Annotated in this window: 18 protein-coding genes, 1 tRNA gene and 1 pseudogene; 13 read left to right on the top strand and 7 right to left on the bottom strand. The window is 68.0% G+C overall.

What is annotated here, in order from left to right:
• Positions 1–11 precede the first annotated feature (11 nt).
• Positions 12–401: a DUF8048 family protein gene (locus MXB53_RS03480; protein WP_248895814.1), complete on the bottom strand. Its 390-nt coding sequence runs from the start codon at positions 399–401 to the stop codon at positions 12–14.
• A 102-nt stretch (positions 402–503) separates the two neighbouring features.
• Here MXB53_RS03480 and MXB53_RS03475 point away from each other — a divergent pair, with 102 nt between their 5' ends.
• Positions 504–1,172, top strand: coding sequence for an ABC transporter ATP-binding protein (locus MXB53_RS03475; protein WP_248895813.1), 669 nt, complete (start codon positions 504–506; stop codon positions 1,170–1,172).
• A complete protein-coding gene (locus MXB53_RS03470; protein WP_248895812.1) occupies positions 1,169–2,005 on the top strand; it encodes an ABC transporter permease in 837 nt (278 codons plus the stop codon). The genes MXB53_RS03475 and MXB53_RS03470 overlap by 4 nt, the downstream gene beginning before the upstream one ends.
• A gap of 223 nt (positions 2,006–2,228) precedes the next feature.
• Here the strand turns inward: MXB53_RS03470 and MXB53_RS03465 are convergent, their stop codons facing one another.
• Positions 2,229–2,702 carry a redoxin domain-containing protein gene (locus MXB53_RS03465; RefSeq protein ID WP_248895811.1) on the bottom strand — a complete coding sequence of 158 codons (474 nt, stop codon included), beginning with the start codon at positions 2,700–2,702 and terminating at the stop codon, positions 2,229–2,231.
• Between the two features lie 83 nt (positions 2,703–2,785).
• On the opposite strand from MXB53_RS03465, the gene MXB53_RS03460 reads away from it, so the two are divergent.
• The 3 genes from MXB53_RS03460 to MXB53_RS03450 are packed head-to-tail and all read left to right on the top strand — an operon-like array spanning position 2,786 to position 5,876.
• Positions 2,786–4,372, top strand: a complete 1,587-nt coding sequence (locus MXB53_RS03460) for a Na+/H+ antiporter NhaC family protein (RefSeq protein ID WP_248895810.1) — start codon at positions 2,786–2,788, stop codon at positions 4,370–4,372.
• 2 nt (positions 4,373–4,374) lie between these two features.
• The gene (locus MXB53_RS03455; RefSeq protein ID WP_248895809.1) at positions 4,375–4,689 is read left to right on the top strand and encodes a hypothetical protein; all 315 of its coding nucleotides are present in this window, start codon (positions 4,375–4,377) and stop codon (positions 4,687–4,689) included.
• 47 nt (positions 4,690–4,736) lie between these two features.
• Positions 4,737–5,876: a site-2 protease family protein gene (locus tag MXB53_RS03450; protein ID WP_248895808.1), complete on the top strand. Its 1,140-nt coding sequence runs from the start codon at positions 4,737–4,739 to the stop codon at positions 5,874–5,876.
• On the opposite strand, the gene MXB53_RS03445 is transcribed toward MXB53_RS03450, so the two are convergent.
• On the bottom strand, positions 5,866–7,026 hold the full coding sequence (locus MXB53_RS03445) for a pyridoxal phosphate-dependent aminotransferase (protein ID WP_248895807.1): 1,161 nt from the start codon (positions 7,024–7,026) through the stop codon (positions 5,866–5,868). The genes MXB53_RS03450 and MXB53_RS03445 overlap by 11 nt on opposite strands.
• Before the next feature lie 136 nt (positions 7,027–7,162).
• Between MXB53_RS03445 and MXB53_RS03440 the strand changes: the two genes are divergently transcribed.
• Entirely contained in the window at positions 7,163–7,648 is a 486-nt protein-coding gene (locus MXB53_RS03440; RefSeq protein WP_248895806.1) for a cation:proton antiporter regulatory subunit, read from the top strand.
• Between the two features lie 74 nt (positions 7,649–7,722).
• On the opposite strand, the gene MXB53_RS03435 is transcribed toward MXB53_RS03440, so the two are convergent.
• Positions 7,723–8,427 carry a plastocyanin/azurin family copper-binding protein gene (locus MXB53_RS03435; RefSeq protein WP_248895805.1) on the bottom strand — a complete coding sequence of 235 codons (705 nt, stop codon included), beginning with the start codon at positions 8,425–8,427 and terminating at the stop codon, positions 7,723–7,725.
• Between the two features lie 293 nt (positions 8,428–8,720).
• Here MXB53_RS03435 and MXB53_RS03430 point away from each other — a divergent pair, with 293 nt between their 5' ends.
• The 4 genes from MXB53_RS03430 to MXB53_RS03415 are packed head-to-tail and all read left to right on the top strand — an operon-like array spanning position 8,721 to position 11,612.
• On the top strand, positions 8,721–9,338 hold the full coding sequence (locus MXB53_RS03430; RefSeq protein ID WP_248895804.1) for a hypothetical protein: 618 nt from the start codon (positions 8,721–8,723) through the stop codon (positions 9,336–9,338).
• Positions 9,335–9,952, top strand: a complete 618-nt coding sequence (locus MXB53_RS03425; protein ID WP_248895803.1) for a QcrA and Rieske domain-containing protein — start codon at positions 9,335–9,337, stop codon at positions 9,950–9,952. The genes MXB53_RS03430 and MXB53_RS03425 overlap by 4 nt, the downstream gene beginning before the upstream one ends.
• A gap of 2 nt (positions 9,953–9,954) precedes the next feature.
• Positions 9,955–11,430, top strand: a complete 1,476-nt coding sequence (locus MXB53_RS03420; RefSeq protein WP_425601212.1) for a cytochrome b — start codon at positions 9,955–9,957, stop codon at positions 11,428–11,430.
• Positions 11,431–11,435: 5 nt separating this feature from the next.
• Positions 11,436–11,612, top strand: coding sequence for a DUF8120 family protein (locus MXB53_RS03415; RefSeq protein ID WP_248895801.1), 177 nt, complete (start codon positions 11,436–11,438; stop codon positions 11,610–11,612).
• An 18-nt stretch (positions 11,613–11,630) separates the two neighbouring features.
• On the opposite strand, the gene MXB53_RS03410 is transcribed toward MXB53_RS03415, so the two are convergent.
• Together MXB53_RS03410 and MXB53_RS03405 are read right to left on the bottom strand one after the other, a co-directional pair.
• Positions 11,631–11,912, bottom strand: a complete 282-nt coding sequence (locus MXB53_RS03410; protein WP_248895800.1) for a hypothetical protein — start codon at positions 11,910–11,912, stop codon at positions 11,631–11,633.
• A 54-nt stretch (positions 11,913–11,966) separates the two neighbouring features.
• A tRNA-Gln gene (locus MXB53_RS03405) sits at positions 11,967–12,039 on the bottom strand.
• A gap of 94 nt (positions 12,040–12,133) precedes the next feature.
• On the opposite strand from MXB53_RS03405, the gene MXB53_RS03400 reads away from it, so the two are divergent.
• Together MXB53_RS03400 and MXB53_RS03395 are read left to right on the top strand one after the other, a co-directional pair.
• The gene (locus MXB53_RS03400; RefSeq protein ID WP_248895799.1) at positions 12,134–12,712 is read left to right on the top strand and encodes an IMP cyclohydrolase; all 579 of its coding nucleotides are present in this window, start codon (positions 12,134–12,136) and stop codon (positions 12,710–12,712) included.
• Between the two features lie 24 nt (positions 12,713–12,736).
• Positions 12,737–13,414, top strand: a complete 678-nt coding sequence (locus MXB53_RS03395; RefSeq protein ID WP_248895798.1) for a metallophosphoesterase family protein — start codon at positions 12,737–12,739, stop codon at positions 13,412–13,414.
• Between the two features lie 40 nt (positions 13,415–13,454).
• On the opposite strand, the gene MXB53_RS03390 is transcribed toward MXB53_RS03395, so the two are convergent.
• On the bottom strand, positions 13,455–14,636 hold the full coding sequence (locus MXB53_RS03390; protein WP_248895797.1) for an aspartate kinase: 1,182 nt from the start codon (positions 14,634–14,636) through the stop codon (positions 13,455–13,457).
• On the opposite strand from MXB53_RS03390, the pseudogene MXB53_RS16020 reads away from it, so the two are divergent.
• A pseudogene (locus tag MXB53_RS16020) lies at positions 14,606–14,686 on the top strand (hypothetical protein); the annotation flags it as partial. The gene MXB53_RS03390 and the pseudogene MXB53_RS16020 sit on opposite strands and share 31 nt — an antisense overlap.
• Between the last annotated feature and the right edge of the window lie 155 nt (positions 14,687–14,841).

Here is a 14,841-nt window from a genome sequence, read left to right as displayed (position 1 = left end):
GAAAAGCGCGATCAGAACTGCTCGGCGGTGTCGATCCCGACGACGGCGCCCGCTTCGTCGGCACCGAACTGATCGTCGACGCCGACCGCGGTGGCAAAGAGCAGGCGGGCCTGTTCGGTGTGGGCGGTCCGGACTGCTGTCCCCGTCTCGCTGTCGAACTCGAACGCTGCGAGGACATCGTCCCACCGGTCGTACGAGATCCGGTAGGCGCGCGTGTTGTCGACGGTGACGTAGTCGGCCGACCGCTCGAACTCGGCGTGGCGCCCCAGTAACTCCGCGTTGACCGTGACGAGAGCCGTCGCGATGGTCGCCGGATCCATCTCGGCCCGTTCGGCCACCCGCACGACGACCGCGTCGTCGATCGGCGCGTCCTCCGTATCGACATCGCTGTCGAGTGACATGTGGCAACTGTTCACAGTGTCGGGCCTTCGGTCTTTCGGTGACGACGGCCGAACGTTCATGACCGGAGGGGGCGAACGGCCGGACGAGCGGTCGATGCCCCTATGACGACGTTACGCGCCGAAGAACTGTGTTACGCGATCGATGGGGAACGGATCGTCGACGGCGTCTCGCTCGCCGTCGGAAGCGGCGAGACGGTGGCCATCGTCGGTCCATCGGGCGCCGGGAAGTCGTCGTTCCTGCGCTTGCTCAACCGACTCGACGAACCGACCGGCGGCACCGTCTACCTCGACGGCACGGACTATCGGACGATTCCGCCGGAGACGCTCCGCAAACGCGTGGGACTGGTGCCACAGGACCCGTCACTCCGCGATGGGACCGTCCGGGAGAACGTCACTATCGGTCCGCGCCTCCGCGGGGAGTCCGTCGCCGAACCGCGCCTGCGAGCGGTGCTCGACGACGTGGCCCTCAAGGGGTACGCCGACCGGGAGGCGAGCGACCTGTCGGGCGGCGAGGCCCAGCGCGTCGCCATCGCGCGCACCGTCGTCAACGATCCGGACGTGCTCTTGCTCGACGAGCCGACGGCGAGCCTCGACAGCGAGGCGGAGGCGACGATCGAAACCCTGCTGACCGACCTCCTCGCCACGGGCGAGCGGACGGCCATCCTGGTGACACACGACGAGCGACAGGCCACGCGCCTGGCCGACCGGGTGGGTCGCTTTCACGACGGTCGGCTCGTCGAAGTGGGGCCACCGCAGGAGGTGATTCGGTGACGGTCGTTCCCGACCGCCTCGTCGACCCCGTCGTGATCGAGGGGCTGTTTCAGGTCGCCGCCGCGACGGCGCTCGCGGCCGTCGTCATCGGTCTCTCGTCGCTCCGGAACCTGGATCTGGAGCGGGACCTCGGCGGCTCGTTCGCCCGCGGGTTCGTGCAGGTGCTCGCGATGGGAGCGCTCATCGGCACGCTCTTTGCCATCCCGCTGGCGTACTCGGGACTCCTGCTCGCGGCGATGGTGGGCTACGCGGCGTGGGAGTCGCGGAAACGCGGGGCGGGCGTCCCCCACGCCTTCCGTATCTCGCTCGTCTCGCTGGGGGTCGGCGCCACCGTCGTCATCGTGACGATGGTCGCCGCCGGTGCCATCGAGCGGACGGTGCGGAACCTCGTCCCCGTCGGCGGCATGATCATCGCGAACGCGATGAAGACGAACTCGCTGACGCTGGATCGGTTCCAAGGGGAAGTCGAGTCGAACCGGGACGAGATCGAAGCGGTTCTGGCTCTCGGCGTCCCGCCCGAACGCGCCATCTCGGCGTACGTCTCCGAGTCGGTCCGGGCGTCGCTCATCCCCGTCGTCGACGCGATGCGGACGCTGGGACTGGTGTACATTCCGGGGATGATGTCGGGGATGATCCTCGGCGGCGCGAATCCCATCTACGCCGCCGAATACCAGTTCGTCATCATGGGCATGATCTTCGCGGCCGGCGGCCTCACGAGCATGACGGCCAGTCTGTTGCTGGCGCGGGCGGCGTTCACGGACGCCGACCAGCTCCGCCGGTTCGAGCCGACCGAGCAGACGCTGCGCGGGGCGCTCCGGGCAGCCCTGCGGTGAACCCGCCGGTACAACACGTGACAACCTAATCTCGAGGGGATAGTCGAGACCCACCACCGGACCGCGCTCGACGGCGAGAAGCGCACCGGCGAGTTCGCATGCAACGGTCGGCGGTTCGAAGCCACCGTCGCGCCAGCGCGTGAGGAGGAGGTCGGCAGCGGTATCGCCGTGGTCCAACAGTGGCCGTTCGGACGTGAGTGGCCGTTCGGACGTGAGCGACCGGTCAGGCCGCCGCGACGGCGTCGAGGATCGCGTCGTAGTCGGGTTCGTTGGTCGGGTCGTCGGCCACCCAACTGTAGGTGACGACGCCCGCGTCGTCGACGACGAACACGGCGCGGTTCGCGATACCGTAGAGCCCGAGGTCCGGAATGTCCATCTCCAGGTCGTACGCCCGGATGACCTCGCCGGCCATGTCGCTCACGAGGTCGAACTCCAGGCCGTGTTCGTCGCTGAACGCGCCCTGGGCGAACGGCGAGTCGGCGCTCAGGCCGAACACCGTCGCACCGGCGTCGTGGAAGTCGTCGAGGCGGTCCTGCAGGGCGAGCATCTCGTTCCGGCAGGGGGGCGTGAAGGCGCCGGGGAAGAAGGCGAGGACGACCGGGCCGCCCCCGAGGTGGTCATCGAAGTCGAACGATTCGTGCTCCGCGGTCCCGAGTGTCGCGGTGAACGTCGGGGCGGTGTCGCCGTCGGATACCATACCTGACGAAAGGCACCACGGCGGCATAAAACCAGCCACGAACGTCCGGAAACGCCTAACTGTCGGGGCGCGGTACCACGCCCATGGCAGAGTTCGGCGCGCTGTCGCTCGTCCCGCCGCTGCTCGCAATCGGGCTGGCTATCGTGACCCGGAAGGCCGTGCTGTCGCTCTTTCTCGGCGTGTGGGCCGGCGGCGTGGTGTACACGGGGAGTCTGGGCTTGCGCCAGACCTTCGACTGGATCGCCGCCGCCATCGGCGAGAGCACGTTCCACGCCCAGATCCTCATCTTCACGCTCCTGCTCGGCTCCGCCGTCGCGATGATCTGGCGGCTTGGCGGATCACACGCGGTGCGCGACTGGGCCATTGCCCGTCTCGATACGCGGCGCAAGGTGGCGGCCGTGACGTGGCTGCTCGGCCTCCTCCTGTTTTTCGACGACTACGCCAACACCGCCGTCGTGGGGAGCACGATGCGTGACGTTTCGGATCATCTGGGCATCTCGCGGGAGAAACTCTCCTATCTCGTCGACTCGACGGCGGCGCCCGTCTCCACGCTCGCCATCTCGTCGTGGGTCGCGTTCCAGTTGTCCATGATCGAGTCGGGCTACGAAGCGACGGATCTGGCCGCGAGCGAGGTGCCGAACGCCTTCGGCGTGTTCCTGCAGTCCATCCCGTACAACGTCTACGCCATCCTCGCCATCGCGATGGTCGGCATCGTCGTGGTGAGCGAGCGCGACTACGGCGAGATGCTGACTGCCGAACGCCGCGCCGCCGAGACGGGCGAGGTGACGCGTCCCGGCGGCCGGCCGATGCAGAACGTCGCGGCCGAACTCGGCGAACCCAACGTCGAACGCCCGCGCCTGTTCTCCTTTTTCCTCCCCATCGGCGTCCTCATCGCCGTCACGGTCGGCACGGCGCTCTGGACGGGCTACACCCCGGGCGCGTCGCTGTACGACACCATCACGGGCGCCGACTACGCGGTGGCGCTCATCTTCGGATCGTTCGCGATGGTCGTCTCGACGTACATCATCGGCGCCGCCACCGGTGTCATGGGCCTCGGCGAGAGCGTCGATACGACCATCGACGGGTTCGGGGTCATGCTGATCGCGGTGACGATTCTCGTCCTCGCGTGGGCCATCGGCAACGTCGTCGAGGCGCTCGGAACGGGCGAGTACGTCGGCGGCGTCGCCCAGCAGGTGCTCTCGCCCGCACTGTTGCCCGTCGTGGTGCTCTTTACCGCCGCCTTCATCGCCTTCTCGACCGGGAGTTCGTGGGGCACGATGGCCATCGTGACGCCCATCGCCGTCCCCGTGGCGTGGGATCTGACCGGGACGCATACGATGGTCGCCGCCCTGGTCGGGGCCGTCTTCTCCGGCGCCATCTTCGGCGACCACGCCTCCCCCATCTCCGATACGACCGTCCTCTCGGCGACGTTCACCGGCGCGGACCTCGTCGACCACGTCCGTACCCAACTCTACTACGCCGTCACCGTCGTCCTCGTCGCCGCGACGCTGTTGGTCGCGTGGGGCTACACCCGCGTCAGTCCGTGGCTCCTGCTCCCGATCGGCGTCCTCATGCTCGTCGGCCTGGTGTACGGGCTGTCGACGCTCGACGCCAGACGGCGAGGCATCGACCCGACGTTGCCGGACGAACCCCCCGAGAGGGACGACTGATCATGTCCAAGCACACCGATGACGACCCGACCGCCGACGACGTCTACGAGCGGATGGAGCCGCTGGAACCGTACACGGCGGGCGAACTCGCGTCGGCGCTCGACGCGCCGAAGCAGGTGATCCGAACCCTCTTGAATCGCCTCGCTGGGGCGGATCGCATCCGAAAGAAAGCGCCCGAACCCGAGCGCACCATCTGGGTTCGAGAGCCACCGACACACCGCTGTCCCGACTGCGGCGAGGCGTTCGAGATCAGATACTTCCATCCCGTCTTGCAGGCCGCGCAGTTCTGCCCGAACTGCGGGACGCAACTGGAGTGATCGAGGTTCGGACGATGGTTTAAGGCCGTCGCCGCCGGACGACCGCTGTGCGAAGTTACGACATCACCCGCGTATGGGGCATCCCCATCCGCGTCAACACGTCGCTGCTGATCTTTCTCCCCATCCTGGCCTGGCTCATCGGGAGCGGCCAGCAGATCGAACTGTACGCCGGGTTCATCGAGGGGCTGACGGGCGTCGGATTCGACCTGGCTCGCCTCCGGGCCGGGTCGACGCCGTGGCTCATCGGCATCGCGGCGGCGGTCGGCCTGTTTGGCAGCGTGACGCTCCACGAACTCGGGCACTCGTGGGTCGCGCTCCGCTACGGCATCGAGATCGAATCGATCACGCTGTGGATTCTCGGCGGCATCGCGTCGCTGAAGACGCTCCCCAAGGAGTGGAACCGGGAGTTCTGGATCGCCATCGCCGGACCGGTCACGAGCGTCCTCGTCGCCGCCGTCTGTTACGCGGGGGTGCTCGTCGCCCCGCCCTCGCTGCAGGTGTCGCGGTTCGTCGTCGGCTGGCTCGCGGTGACGAACGTGACCCTCGCCGCCTTCAACCTCCTGCCCGCGTTTCCGATGGATGGCGGCCGCATCCTGCGGGCACTGCTCGCTCGCTCTCGCCCCTATGGGACCGCGACGCGGACCGCGGCCCGCGTGGGCGTCGGGTTCGCCTTCCTCTTTGCCATCGTCGGCGTCCTCCAGTTTCAGTTGATGCTGCTCCTGCTCGCGCTCTTCATCTACGCCGCGGCGACGACCGAATCCCGGAGCGTGCTCCTCGACGAACTCCTCGACGGCATCACCGTCGCGGACATCATGACGCGCGATCCGGCGACGATCAGCGCCGACGCGACGGTCGACGCGTTCGGTGCGCAACTACTCCGTGACCGCCAGCCGGTGCATCTCGTCACCGATAGCGAGGGATCACCACTCGGCGTCGGCACCCTCGACGACATCCGCACGGTCCGCGAGTCGGAACGCGACACGACCGCGATTTCGGCCATCATGCGCGACGTTCCGACCGTCGAGGCGAGCGCGGACGCCTTCGATACGCTGGCCACGCTGAACCAGTCGGGCGCCTCGAGCGCCCTCGTCTACGAGGACGGCGTCTTCGCCGGCATCCTCACGGAGTCGGACTACGCCCACGCCATGACCGTCCGGCGTGGCTTCCAGAGCGGTATCAGCGGATAGGACCGCTACGGTCGACCGTCTCCAGCAGGCGGTCGATGCGCTCGATAGCCGTTTCGATGGCGGCGGCGTCGGTGGCGTAGGAGAGCCGGAGATAGTCGGCCGCCTCGTCACCGAAGTCGATGCCCGGCGTGACCGCGACGCCTGCCTCCTCCAAGAACAGGTCGGCGATCTCCATCGCGTCGCCGGGCAGGTCGCTCACGTCCGCGAGGAGGTAGTACGCGCCCTGAGGCGTATATCCAAGGTCCAGCCCCCAGTCGGAAACGGCGTCGACGAGCAGGTCGCGGCGCTCGCGATACGTGTCGCGGATGGCGTCGAGTCGCGCAGGCGGCGTCTCTAGGGCGGCGACGCCCGCGTCCTGGACGAAATTGGGAGCGCAGATGAGGAGGTTCTGGGCGAGGCGGTTGATCACGTCCACGTAGTCGGGCGGGGCGACGAGCCATCCGAGCCGCCACCCCGTCATCGCGTAGCGCTTCGAGAAGCCGTCCAGCACGAACGCGTCGTCCGTGTATTCGAGGACGGTGTGTTCTTCGGCGTCGTACGAGAGGCCGTGGTAGATTTCGTCGACGATGGGGACGGCGTCGGCGTCGCTGGCGACACCAACCAGGGAGTCGAGCGTGTCGCCGTCGAGCACCGCGCCCGTCGGGTTCGCGGGCGAGTTGAGCAGGAGCGCCCGGGTCGAGGCGTCGACGGCCGCCGCGAAGGCGTCGACGCGGGGTTGGTAGCCGTCGGCGGCGCGCAACGGCACCGTCTCGATGCGCCCGCTGACCGTCCGCACGAAGTTCGGGTAGCAGGCGTAATGCGGGTCGGTGAGCACCACCCCGTCGCCGGGATCGACGACGGCCGCCAGCGCGAGCAACAGGCCGGGCGAGGACCCGGGCGTGACGACGATTCGGTCGGGGTCGACTGTGACGCCGTACTCGCGGTCGTAGCGCGCGGCGATGGCGCGCCGGAGCGCCGGTTTCCCGCGCGCCGCGGTGTAGTTCGTGTTGCCCGCCCGTAACGACTCGACGGCGGTGTCGACGACTCGGTCGGGCGGCGCAAAATCCGGTTCGCCAACCTCCAGGTGGATCACGTCCGACCGCTCGCTCGCGCGTTCGAGGACGTCCATCGCGAGGAAGGGCGACACCTCGGTGCCACGTCGAGAGACCATCTGTCGGGTCGGCGTACGGGCGGGGGCCACGAATACGCTCCGGTCGACGGACGCCGGCGGGGTCCGTGGGGCGCTCGTGACCCGGACGAGATCCGGCGTCAGTACGCTTTTCCCCCCGCTCGCTGTATCTCGGTCGATGACTGTCCGCGAGACGGATATCCCCGGCGTCGGCCGGAAGTTCGAACTCGATCTGTCCGGCGACACCACCGTGACGGCCGTCGTCCACCACGACGGGCGCTGTGAACTGTACCGTCGCGACAGCGCCGACGCCGACGGCGAGAAGATCCTCGACCTGTCCAGCGATCAGGCGAACAAGCTCGGGTCCATCCTCGAAGGCGCGTATTTCGAGTCCGTCAGCACCGCGGAACTCACCGTCCCCCTCGGCGACGCGATCATCGAGTGGGTGGAAGTCGGGCGCGACGCCACCCAGGCCGGCAAGACGCTCGGTGAAACGGATCTCCGGCAGGCGACGGGCGCGACGGTGATCGCCATTCAGCGCGGCGAGGAGACGGTACCGAACCCCGCCGCGGAGTTCGAACTGGCGGCTGGAGACCTGCTCGTCGCCGTCGGCACCCGCGAGGAACAGCAGGCGCTGCGGGAGCTGCTCTCACCCACGGCGTAGTCGGGCGGGCGTGGGTCGCGTGAAGCTGAAACGACTCGACAGCGCCGTTGCCGTCGCGTGGCCCACGGTTACACCTAGTTGTCCGCGTTCTCGGCGCTGTACCGGCCGGACTCGCGGTCGTATTTCGAGAAGAGGTAGGCGGCGACGAGACCGAACACGCCGGTTCCGGCCCAGAACTGCCAGGGGAGCGGCTCCAGCCCGCCGGGGATGTACGGGTAGGCGATGCGTCCCTCCTCGACGATGGTCTGACTCGACGGCATCACGCCGCTGCCCGGCGGGTTGGGGATCGATCCCTCGGTCGCCGGACCGCCCGGTTCGCCACAGACGATGCGGCCGACCATCCCGAGGGTCTTGTGGGGCGCACAGTAGTAGTCGTAGGTTCCCTCGACGGTGAAGGTGTGGCTGTAGGTCGCGCCCGCTTCGTCGAAGACGCCGCTGTCGAAGCCCGACGCGCCTTCGGGGATGCGCCGGGTCTCGGCCCGGTCGTTGTCCGTCGAGTAACTGGTCGCGCTGTGAGAACCGCTCGCGTTGACGAACGTGACGGTGTCGCCGGGCTGGATATGCAGGCCGACGGGGTCGAAGTAGAAGCTCCCGCCCTCGGTGATCATCTCGACCTCGTGGGTCTCGCCATCGGTGGAGGTCGCCGGCTGTCCGCCGGAGTCGGTCCCGTTACCGGCGCTGGATTCGTTCTCGTGTGACGTGGCGGCCGCCGGAGCCGCGATGGCAGTCGTCGCGAGGCCACTGGCCCCGAGTCGTCGGAGGTAGGTGCGTCGATTCATGATGCGGGCCGAACCGTTCGGCCGAACGTTTCGGTGTCGCAGTAGTATGTCTGTCGGAATCGGTCGGTGGGCGAGCACGTGCCCGGACGCGAACGGAAGAGGCATAAACCAGGCACGGGTGTTTTCGAACTGATAATGGTCTGGCCCACACCGAGGGCGGCGACGACTCCGTCCGGGCCCTCGTCGCCGCGCTGTGTTGGTCGATGGCACGGTAGTCCCTCTCTCCCCATGAGTCACACAGAACACACTGACACGTTCCAGACGGTCCGTCGGCGCGTCGCCGGTGAGTGCGAATGAGACGCGAGACGGTGATCATCGTCCTGCTGATCGCCTCGGTACTCCTCCCGATGTGGTACGTCGCGCTCACGAGCGGCACTCCGGGCAGCAGCGTCGGCCTCGGCGTCGGCGAGGATCCCGTCGCCGTCAACCCCGACGCCGACATCGACCCGACCGGGAAGTTCCTGCCGACGCCCGTCGAAGTCGGCCCGAACCAGTCCGGGGTGATCACCTGGGTCGCGCTGCTCGGCGCCGTCGCCGGCATCGTCAGCGTGACGCGGTTCGTCGACCGGATCGGCCACGCCCGCCAGTCGGTCGTGGAGTCCGAGACGGAGACGGACGGCGGCAAGCCCGTCGTGAAGGTGCCACCGTACCTCCAGACGGACACGCGCTGGATCGTCGACTACTGGCCGGCCCCCGCGGACCGGACGGGGCTGCTCGCGCTCGCCGGCCTCTCCTGGTGCACCGTCGTCTTCGCCGGACTCCTGGCGTCCGAGGGGCTGGGCGAGGCACGCAACCAGTTCATCGGCACCTACGCCGGCATGCTGTTCCTCTCGCTGGCCGCCACGGTGCTGGTGTACGCCGTCTTCTTCGTCCCCTCGATCACCGTCGCCGAACGGAGGGATCACCAATGACGACAGATACGCCACCCGACGAACCACACGAAGAGATCGAGATCAAGCGCCGCCAAGTCGCGAAAATACTCGCCGCGATCAGCGGCGCCGGCGCCGTCAGCGCCTTCAGCGTCTCCGCGATCGCCGGGCTCAGCGAGTCGGGCAAGATCGAAGAGCCCGAACCGCTGTTCGTCGAGGGCGTCCGCCTGGTCGACGCCGAGGGCACCCCCCTCAGGGCTGCCGACGCCATCCCGCCGAACGAGAATCTGGAGCCGATAACCGTCTACCCCGAGCAGGAGGGTGGTGGGGCGATCACGGAAGACCGCGCCGCGGTCCTGCTCGTCCGGTTCCCCGAGGGCAGCTATCAGGAGCCGACGAACCTCGACGGGACCGTCGACGGCTACGCCGCCTACTCGAAGGTGTGCACCCATCTGGGGTGTGCCGTCAACGGAACGGAGGGCAACCAGCTCTACTGCCAGTGTCACGGCTCGCAGTTCGATCCCCTGCAGGGCGCTGAGGTGACCAGCGGGCCGGCGACGAGTCCGCTGCCCCAGCTCCCCATCGGCGTCGCCGACGATGACGGACAACTGCTCCTGGCGACCGGCCCGTTCGAGGGGCCGGTGGGCCCCCAATGACCATGACACGCGACACCGCAGACGACACGGCGACCGAGACAGACGGCGCGAACGAGCCCTCGCCAGCACCGCGTACCGACGGTGCCGGCGCCACTGACGACTACGACGGCCCAGAGGGCGCCAAACCGGTGCACGGCAGAGAGATCGAGACCCGCCAGAAATACCCGAACAACCGCCTGTTCACCTGGCTCGACAACCGTCTCGAACTGAACCACGAGATCCTCGGGAAGGCGTTCCCCGAGGACAAGTACGGCTCGTTCCTGCTCGGCGAAATCGCCCTCTTCTCGTTCGTCTTCCTCGTGCTGACCGGTTCGTTCCTCGGCTTGATGTACGAGCCGGTGGCCACCGAGGTGACCTACGAGGGCAACGCCGCGGAGTGGTCGGGCCAGGAGGTGCCGGGCGCGTTCGCGAGCGTCCTCTCGATCACCTACGATACGCCCTTTGGCATGTTCATGCGGATGGCCCACCACTGGGCGGCGTACATCTTCATCGCCGCCATCGCCCTGCACATGTTCCGGGTCTTCTTCAGCGGCGCCTACCGCAACCCCCACGAGCCGAACTGGTTCGTCGGGAGTGTCCTCCTCTTGCTCGCGCTCTCGGAGGGCTTCTTCGGCTACGCGCTCCCGCTGGACGGCTTCAGTCAGGCCGCGACGACCATCGGGTTCAACATGACCGGCGAGGTGCCGGTGATCGGCGAGTGGCTCCAGGCGCTCGCGTTCGGCGGGAACTTCCCGAGTCAGGCCGGGCAGGTCATCCCCCAGATGTACTTCATGCACGTCTTCCTGTTCCCGGCGCTGCTGGCGGGGATCATCGGCCTGCACATGATGATCCTGATGCGCCAGAAACACACCGAACACGCGCCCAGTTCCCGGGGCGGCGACCGGACGCCCGACGCCGCCGACGACTCCTTCGTCGTCGGATCGCCCCTCTTCCCCCAGCAGTTCCTGCTCTCGACGGTCGTCCTCCTGCTGACGGCGGCGACCATCTCGTTCCTCGCCGCGTTCTTCCCCGTCCAGCGCATCGCCGCCATCGGCCTCGAAGCGCCCTCCGACCCCAGCCCCGACTGGTTCTTCATGTGGGTGTTCGGGGCGCTACAGATGGTTCCCGGGGAGCTGTCGCTGGCCGGCGTGACCGTCTCCCTCGGCGGCTGGGGTGAGTTCATCGGCGGCATCCTCGTCCCGATGCTGATCATCGGCACCATGATCATCTGGCCGCTGATCGACAACACCGACGAGCCCAAGCATTTCACGGTCGATCCGCTCGACCGCCCGGCCCAGACGGCGCTGGGCGTCGGGGCGATCATGCTCACTATCGTCCTCTCCATCGACGGGATGCGCGGGACCGTCTCGGAGGTCCTCGGGCTGTCCTCGAGCGTGCTGTACCCGTACCTGGTCGCGATGACGTTCGTCGTCCCGATCCTGTACACGCTGATCGTCTACGCCGTGCTCAAGCGGCGACAGCGACGACTCGCCGAGTAGATGAGATGCAGGTTCCGCTCTCCCCGCGCCGCTTTCGGTGGCTCGACCGGCTGAGCAAGGTGGTCGGGCTCACGTTGCTCGCGGTCGCGCTGGAGGGCGTCCTCGGCGACTGGTCGCTGCTCGTGGGGATTGTCGGCCTCGTCGTCGGCGGCGGAACGATCTTTCTCGACCCCGCGGAGTGACGGCGGACCGTTCGTCGGCTAGCCGGCGCCGAGTTCGCGCCGCACGAAAAATCCCGCGAGGATCACCGTACAGACGCCGAGGATCAGGATACCGAGCGTGCCGAGCACGCCGGAGTAGAAGAACAACTGGACGGCGATCCGGCCGGCGAGGAGGTCGCGGGCGGCGAGGCCGCCGGTCGCCAGGAGGAACGCGATTGCCCAGAGACCAAGACCGAGCGCGGCCACCCGCGCCAGCCACGGGTGGACGAAGCGGTCGAAGAAGCCGTCGGCCGCGTCCGGGCCGGGGGGTCGTTCGGGCATGGATCGGTTAGGACTCGGCGGAGGGCCTGAAAGGAGTAGCGAAACGCAGGAGAGTAGTCCCACCAGGATTCGAACCTGGGTCGAAGCCCCCAGAAGGCTTCAGGATTGGCCACTACCCCATGGGACTGCATGCTCTCGTACCGCGAGCACCCTTGTAAGGGTTGCGAGTTCGGACGCCGTCGACCGGCATCTACTTGTGTGACAGGAGTCCACGGCGGCACATGTACATCGGCCGCTTCATCGTCGTCGGCCCGGGGATCGGCGCCTATCGCGTTTCGTCCCGGTCGTTCCCGAACCGACAGATCGTGGACCGTGACGGCACGCTGACCGTCGCGCCGACGCCGGACGCGCCGGAGACGGACAACCCCTACATCGCCTACAACTGCGTCCGGGAGAGCGACGGGCGGGCCGTCCTCGGCAACGGGTCCCACGTCGATCCCGTGACGGAGAAGTTGGACATGGGCTACCCCGCTCGTGACGCGCTGGCGACGGCGCTGCTCGCCCTCGACTACGAGAAAGACGACTACGACACGCCCCGCATCGCGGGCGTCGTCGGCCCGAACCGGGCGACGATCGGGATCGTTCGCCGGGACGCGCTCGTCGTGGAACGCGTCGACGAACCGACGCTGGTCGCCACCTACGAGGAGGACTACCCGCGCGCGTTCGAGTTCGCGGCGACGGGAGCGAACGAGGCCGCTCGCGAGGCGTACGACCTCGACTTCGAACACGCCGTCTGTGCGGCGGGCGTCGCCGTCGACGACGCGGTGCGGACGGCCGTCGTGAACGGCGACGACGATTAAAAGGCAGGGGCGCTACGACGCCCCATGCGCATCGGCGTCATCTCCGATATCCACAGCAATCGGATCGCGCTCGAAGCCGTCTTCGAGGACATGCCGGCCGTCGACCGCCTGGTCTGTGCGGGCGACGTCGTGGGGTACAACCCCTGGCCGGCCGACTGCGTCGAAGCGGTCCGCGAACGGGGGATACCGACGGTGATGGGGAACCACGACCGTGCGGTGGCCCGCGAGACGGGGTTCCGGTTCAACGCGATGGCGGCGGCGGGCGTGGATCACGGTCGAGAACGCCTCGACGACGACGCCCTCGCGTGGCTGGGCGACCTGCCGGCCGAACGGACCGTCGCCGACGGCCGGCTGAAACTCGTCCACGGGCATCCCGAGGATCCGGACCGCTACACCTACCCCGAGGAGTTCTCGCCGCGAATGGTGGCGGGAGAGGACATCCTCGTCACGGGCCACACCCACGTCCAGGGCCACCGCATCTTCGACGAGGGCGTGGTGATGAACCCCGGAAGCGTCGGCCAGCCGCGCGACGGCGACCCGCGGGCCGGTTACGCTGTCGTCGAACTGGGCGATGGAACGGGTGGCGACGCGGTGAGCGTCGAGGAGCGCCGCGTGGCGTACGACATCGACCGCGTCGTCGAGGCGGTGCGGGAGGCGGGATTGCCGGAGCGGATCGGGAAGCGGCTGTACGACGGGGAGTGACGAAACGCGGAGGATAGAGCGGAAACGGTCGGCGCGGCCGTTAGATCGTCTGTTGCTGGACGATTTCGAGCGTCCGCTCGCGGTCGGACCAGTCGACGAAGATGGCGACGGAGGTGGCGGAGGTGATGAGGTCGTGAATGTTGATGCCGGCCTCGGAGACGGGCTGGACGAAGTCAAGGATGATGCCGGGGCGGTTCGGGAGTTCGCCGCCCGTGACACGGATCACGGCGAACTTGTTCTCGACGGTGACCGAGGAGAGCGTCTCGTCGTCGACGACCTGTTCGTGGAGGACGAACTCGGCTTCCTCGGAGAGGTCGTCGTTGACGTAGAACGTGACCGAGTCCATCCCGCTGGCGACGGCGTCGATGTTGATGTTCTCGTCGCGGAGCGCCTGGGCGAGGTCGGCGAGAATGCCCGGGCGATTTCGCAGGGCGCGCCCGGCGACGGTGATGCACGCGAGGGGTTCGTCTTGCATGTCGATGAGGTTCTGGAACTGCCCCTCGATGCGCGTGCCGCCGGTGAGGAGGTCGCCGTGCTGGTAGTGGACGACCCGGACCACCAGATCCTCGTCCTTGTAGGAGAGCGCGCTCGGCGCGACCACCTCGGCGCCGCGGAAGGAGAGGTTACGGAGTTCGTCGACGGTGATGTGGCCGACGTTGCGCGCGCCTTCGACGACGCGGGGGTCGCCGGTCATGACGCCTTCGACATCGGTGACGATGACGACTTCGTCGGCGTCCATGAACTTCCCGAGCATGACAGCGGTGGTGTCGCTGCCGCCGCGCCCGAGCGTGGTTACCTTGCCGTCGATGGTCTGGGCGAGAAACCCCGTGATGACGGGGACGACGTTGTCGAGGTCGTTCGCGAGGGACCGGGCGCGGGCCATCGTCGCCTCGGCGTCGACCTCGCCGAACTCGTCGGTGATGATGGGCCACTCCTCGCTGCCGGGTTCGAGGAACGTGGCGTTGATGCCGCGGGCGGAGAGCGCCGCCTTGAGCATGCGGACGCTGGTCCGCTCGCCCATGCTGACGATTTCCGCGCGGTCGGCGTCCTCGGCGTCGAAGGTGATCTCTTCGAGGAGTTCGTCGGTCGTCGACCCCATCGCGCTCGCGACGATGGCGATCTCGTGGCCCTCCTCGACGGCCTTGGCGACGGTGTCGGCCGCTCGCTCGATGCGGTCACCGCTGCCGAGCGACGTGCCGCCGAACTTCGCGACTACGCGCATGGTGGGGCCTCCACGGGTTCCGACGGATTGTCAAGCATGCCAGGTGGTAGCGAGATGGACGCTAATAACTGTGTTTACTTGCCCCGGCGAGCGATGCGCGGGGTGCGCGCGGGCTGGTGTGAACCGGGGAAACGGCCGTCGATGGGAACGATCGGGCGGGGGGAACGGCCGTCGATAGGGGTGGTCAGGCCGCGTGCGACGCGAG

Origin of the sequence: Haloplanus sp. XH21, from assembly GCF_023276355.1 — an archaeon.
GTDB classification, from domain to species: domain Archaea; phylum Halobacteriota; class Halobacteria; order Halobacteriales; family Haloferacaceae; genus Haloplanus; species Haloplanus halobius.
Note: the sequence above shows the minus strand (reverse complement) of the source record. Positions and strands in the feature narration are given on the sequence as shown.

Excerpts from the sequence above, each read along its gene's own strand:
- MXB53_RS03455 (WP_248895809.1), top strand. The coding sequence starts at position 4,375 with ATGTCCAAGCACACCGATGACGACCCGACCGCCGACGACGTCTACGAG.
- MXB53_RS03430 (WP_248895804.1), top strand. The coding sequence starts at position 8,721 with ATGAGACGCGAGACGGTGATCATCGTCCTGCTGATCGCCTCGGTACTC.
- MXB53_RS03390 (WP_248895797.1), bottom strand. The coding sequence starts at position 14,636 with ATGCGCGTAGTCGCGAAGTTCGGCGGCACGTCGCTCGGCAGCGGTGAC.
- MXB53_RS03480 (WP_248895814.1), bottom strand. The coding sequence starts at position 401 with ATGTCACTCGACAGCGATGTCGATACGGAGGACGCGCCGATCGACGAC.
- MXB53_RS03445 (WP_248895807.1), bottom strand. The coding sequence starts at position 7,026 with ATGGTCTCTCGACGTGGCACCGAGGTGTCGCCCTTCCTCGCGATGGAC.
- MXB53_RS03475 (WP_248895813.1), top strand. The coding sequence starts at position 504 with ATGACGACGTTACGCGCCGAAGAACTGTGTTACGCGATCGATGGGGAA.
- MXB53_RS03440 (WP_248895806.1), top strand. The coding sequence starts at position 7,163 with ATGACTGTCCGCGAGACGGATATCCCCGGCGTCGGCCGGAAGTTCGAA.
- MXB53_RS03395 (WP_248895798.1), top strand. The coding sequence starts at position 12,737 with ATGCGCATCGGCGTCATCTCCGATATCCACAGCAATCGGATCGCGCTC.
- MXB53_RS03415 (WP_248895801.1), top strand. The coding sequence starts at position 11,436 with ATGCAGGTTCCGCTCTCCCCGCGCCGCTTTCGGTGGCTCGACCGGCTG.
- MXB53_RS03460 (WP_248895810.1), top strand. The coding sequence starts at position 2,786 with ATGGCAGAGTTCGGCGCGCTGTCGCTCGTCCCGCCGCTGCTCGCAATC.
- MXB53_RS03465 (WP_248895811.1), bottom strand. The coding sequence starts at position 2,702 with ATGGTATCCGACGGCGACACCGCCCCGACGTTCACCGCGACACTCGGG.
- MXB53_RS03425 (WP_248895803.1), top strand. The coding sequence starts at position 9,335 with ATGACGACAGATACGCCACCCGACGAACCACACGAAGAGATCGAGATC.
- MXB53_RS03400 (WP_248895799.1), top strand. The coding sequence starts at position 12,134 with ATGTACATCGGCCGCTTCATCGTCGTCGGCCCGGGGATCGGCGCCTAT.
- MXB53_RS03410 (WP_248895800.1), bottom strand. The coding sequence starts at position 11,912 with ATGCCCGAACGACCCCCCGGCCCGGACGCGGCCGACGGCTTCTTCGAC.
- MXB53_RS03435 (WP_248895805.1), bottom strand. The coding sequence starts at position 8,427 with ATGAATCGACGCACCTACCTCCGACGACTCGGGGCCAGTGGCCTCGCG.
- MXB53_RS03420 (WP_425601212.1), top strand. The coding sequence starts at position 9,955 with ATGACACGCGACACCGCAGACGACACGGCGACCGAGACAGACGGCGCG.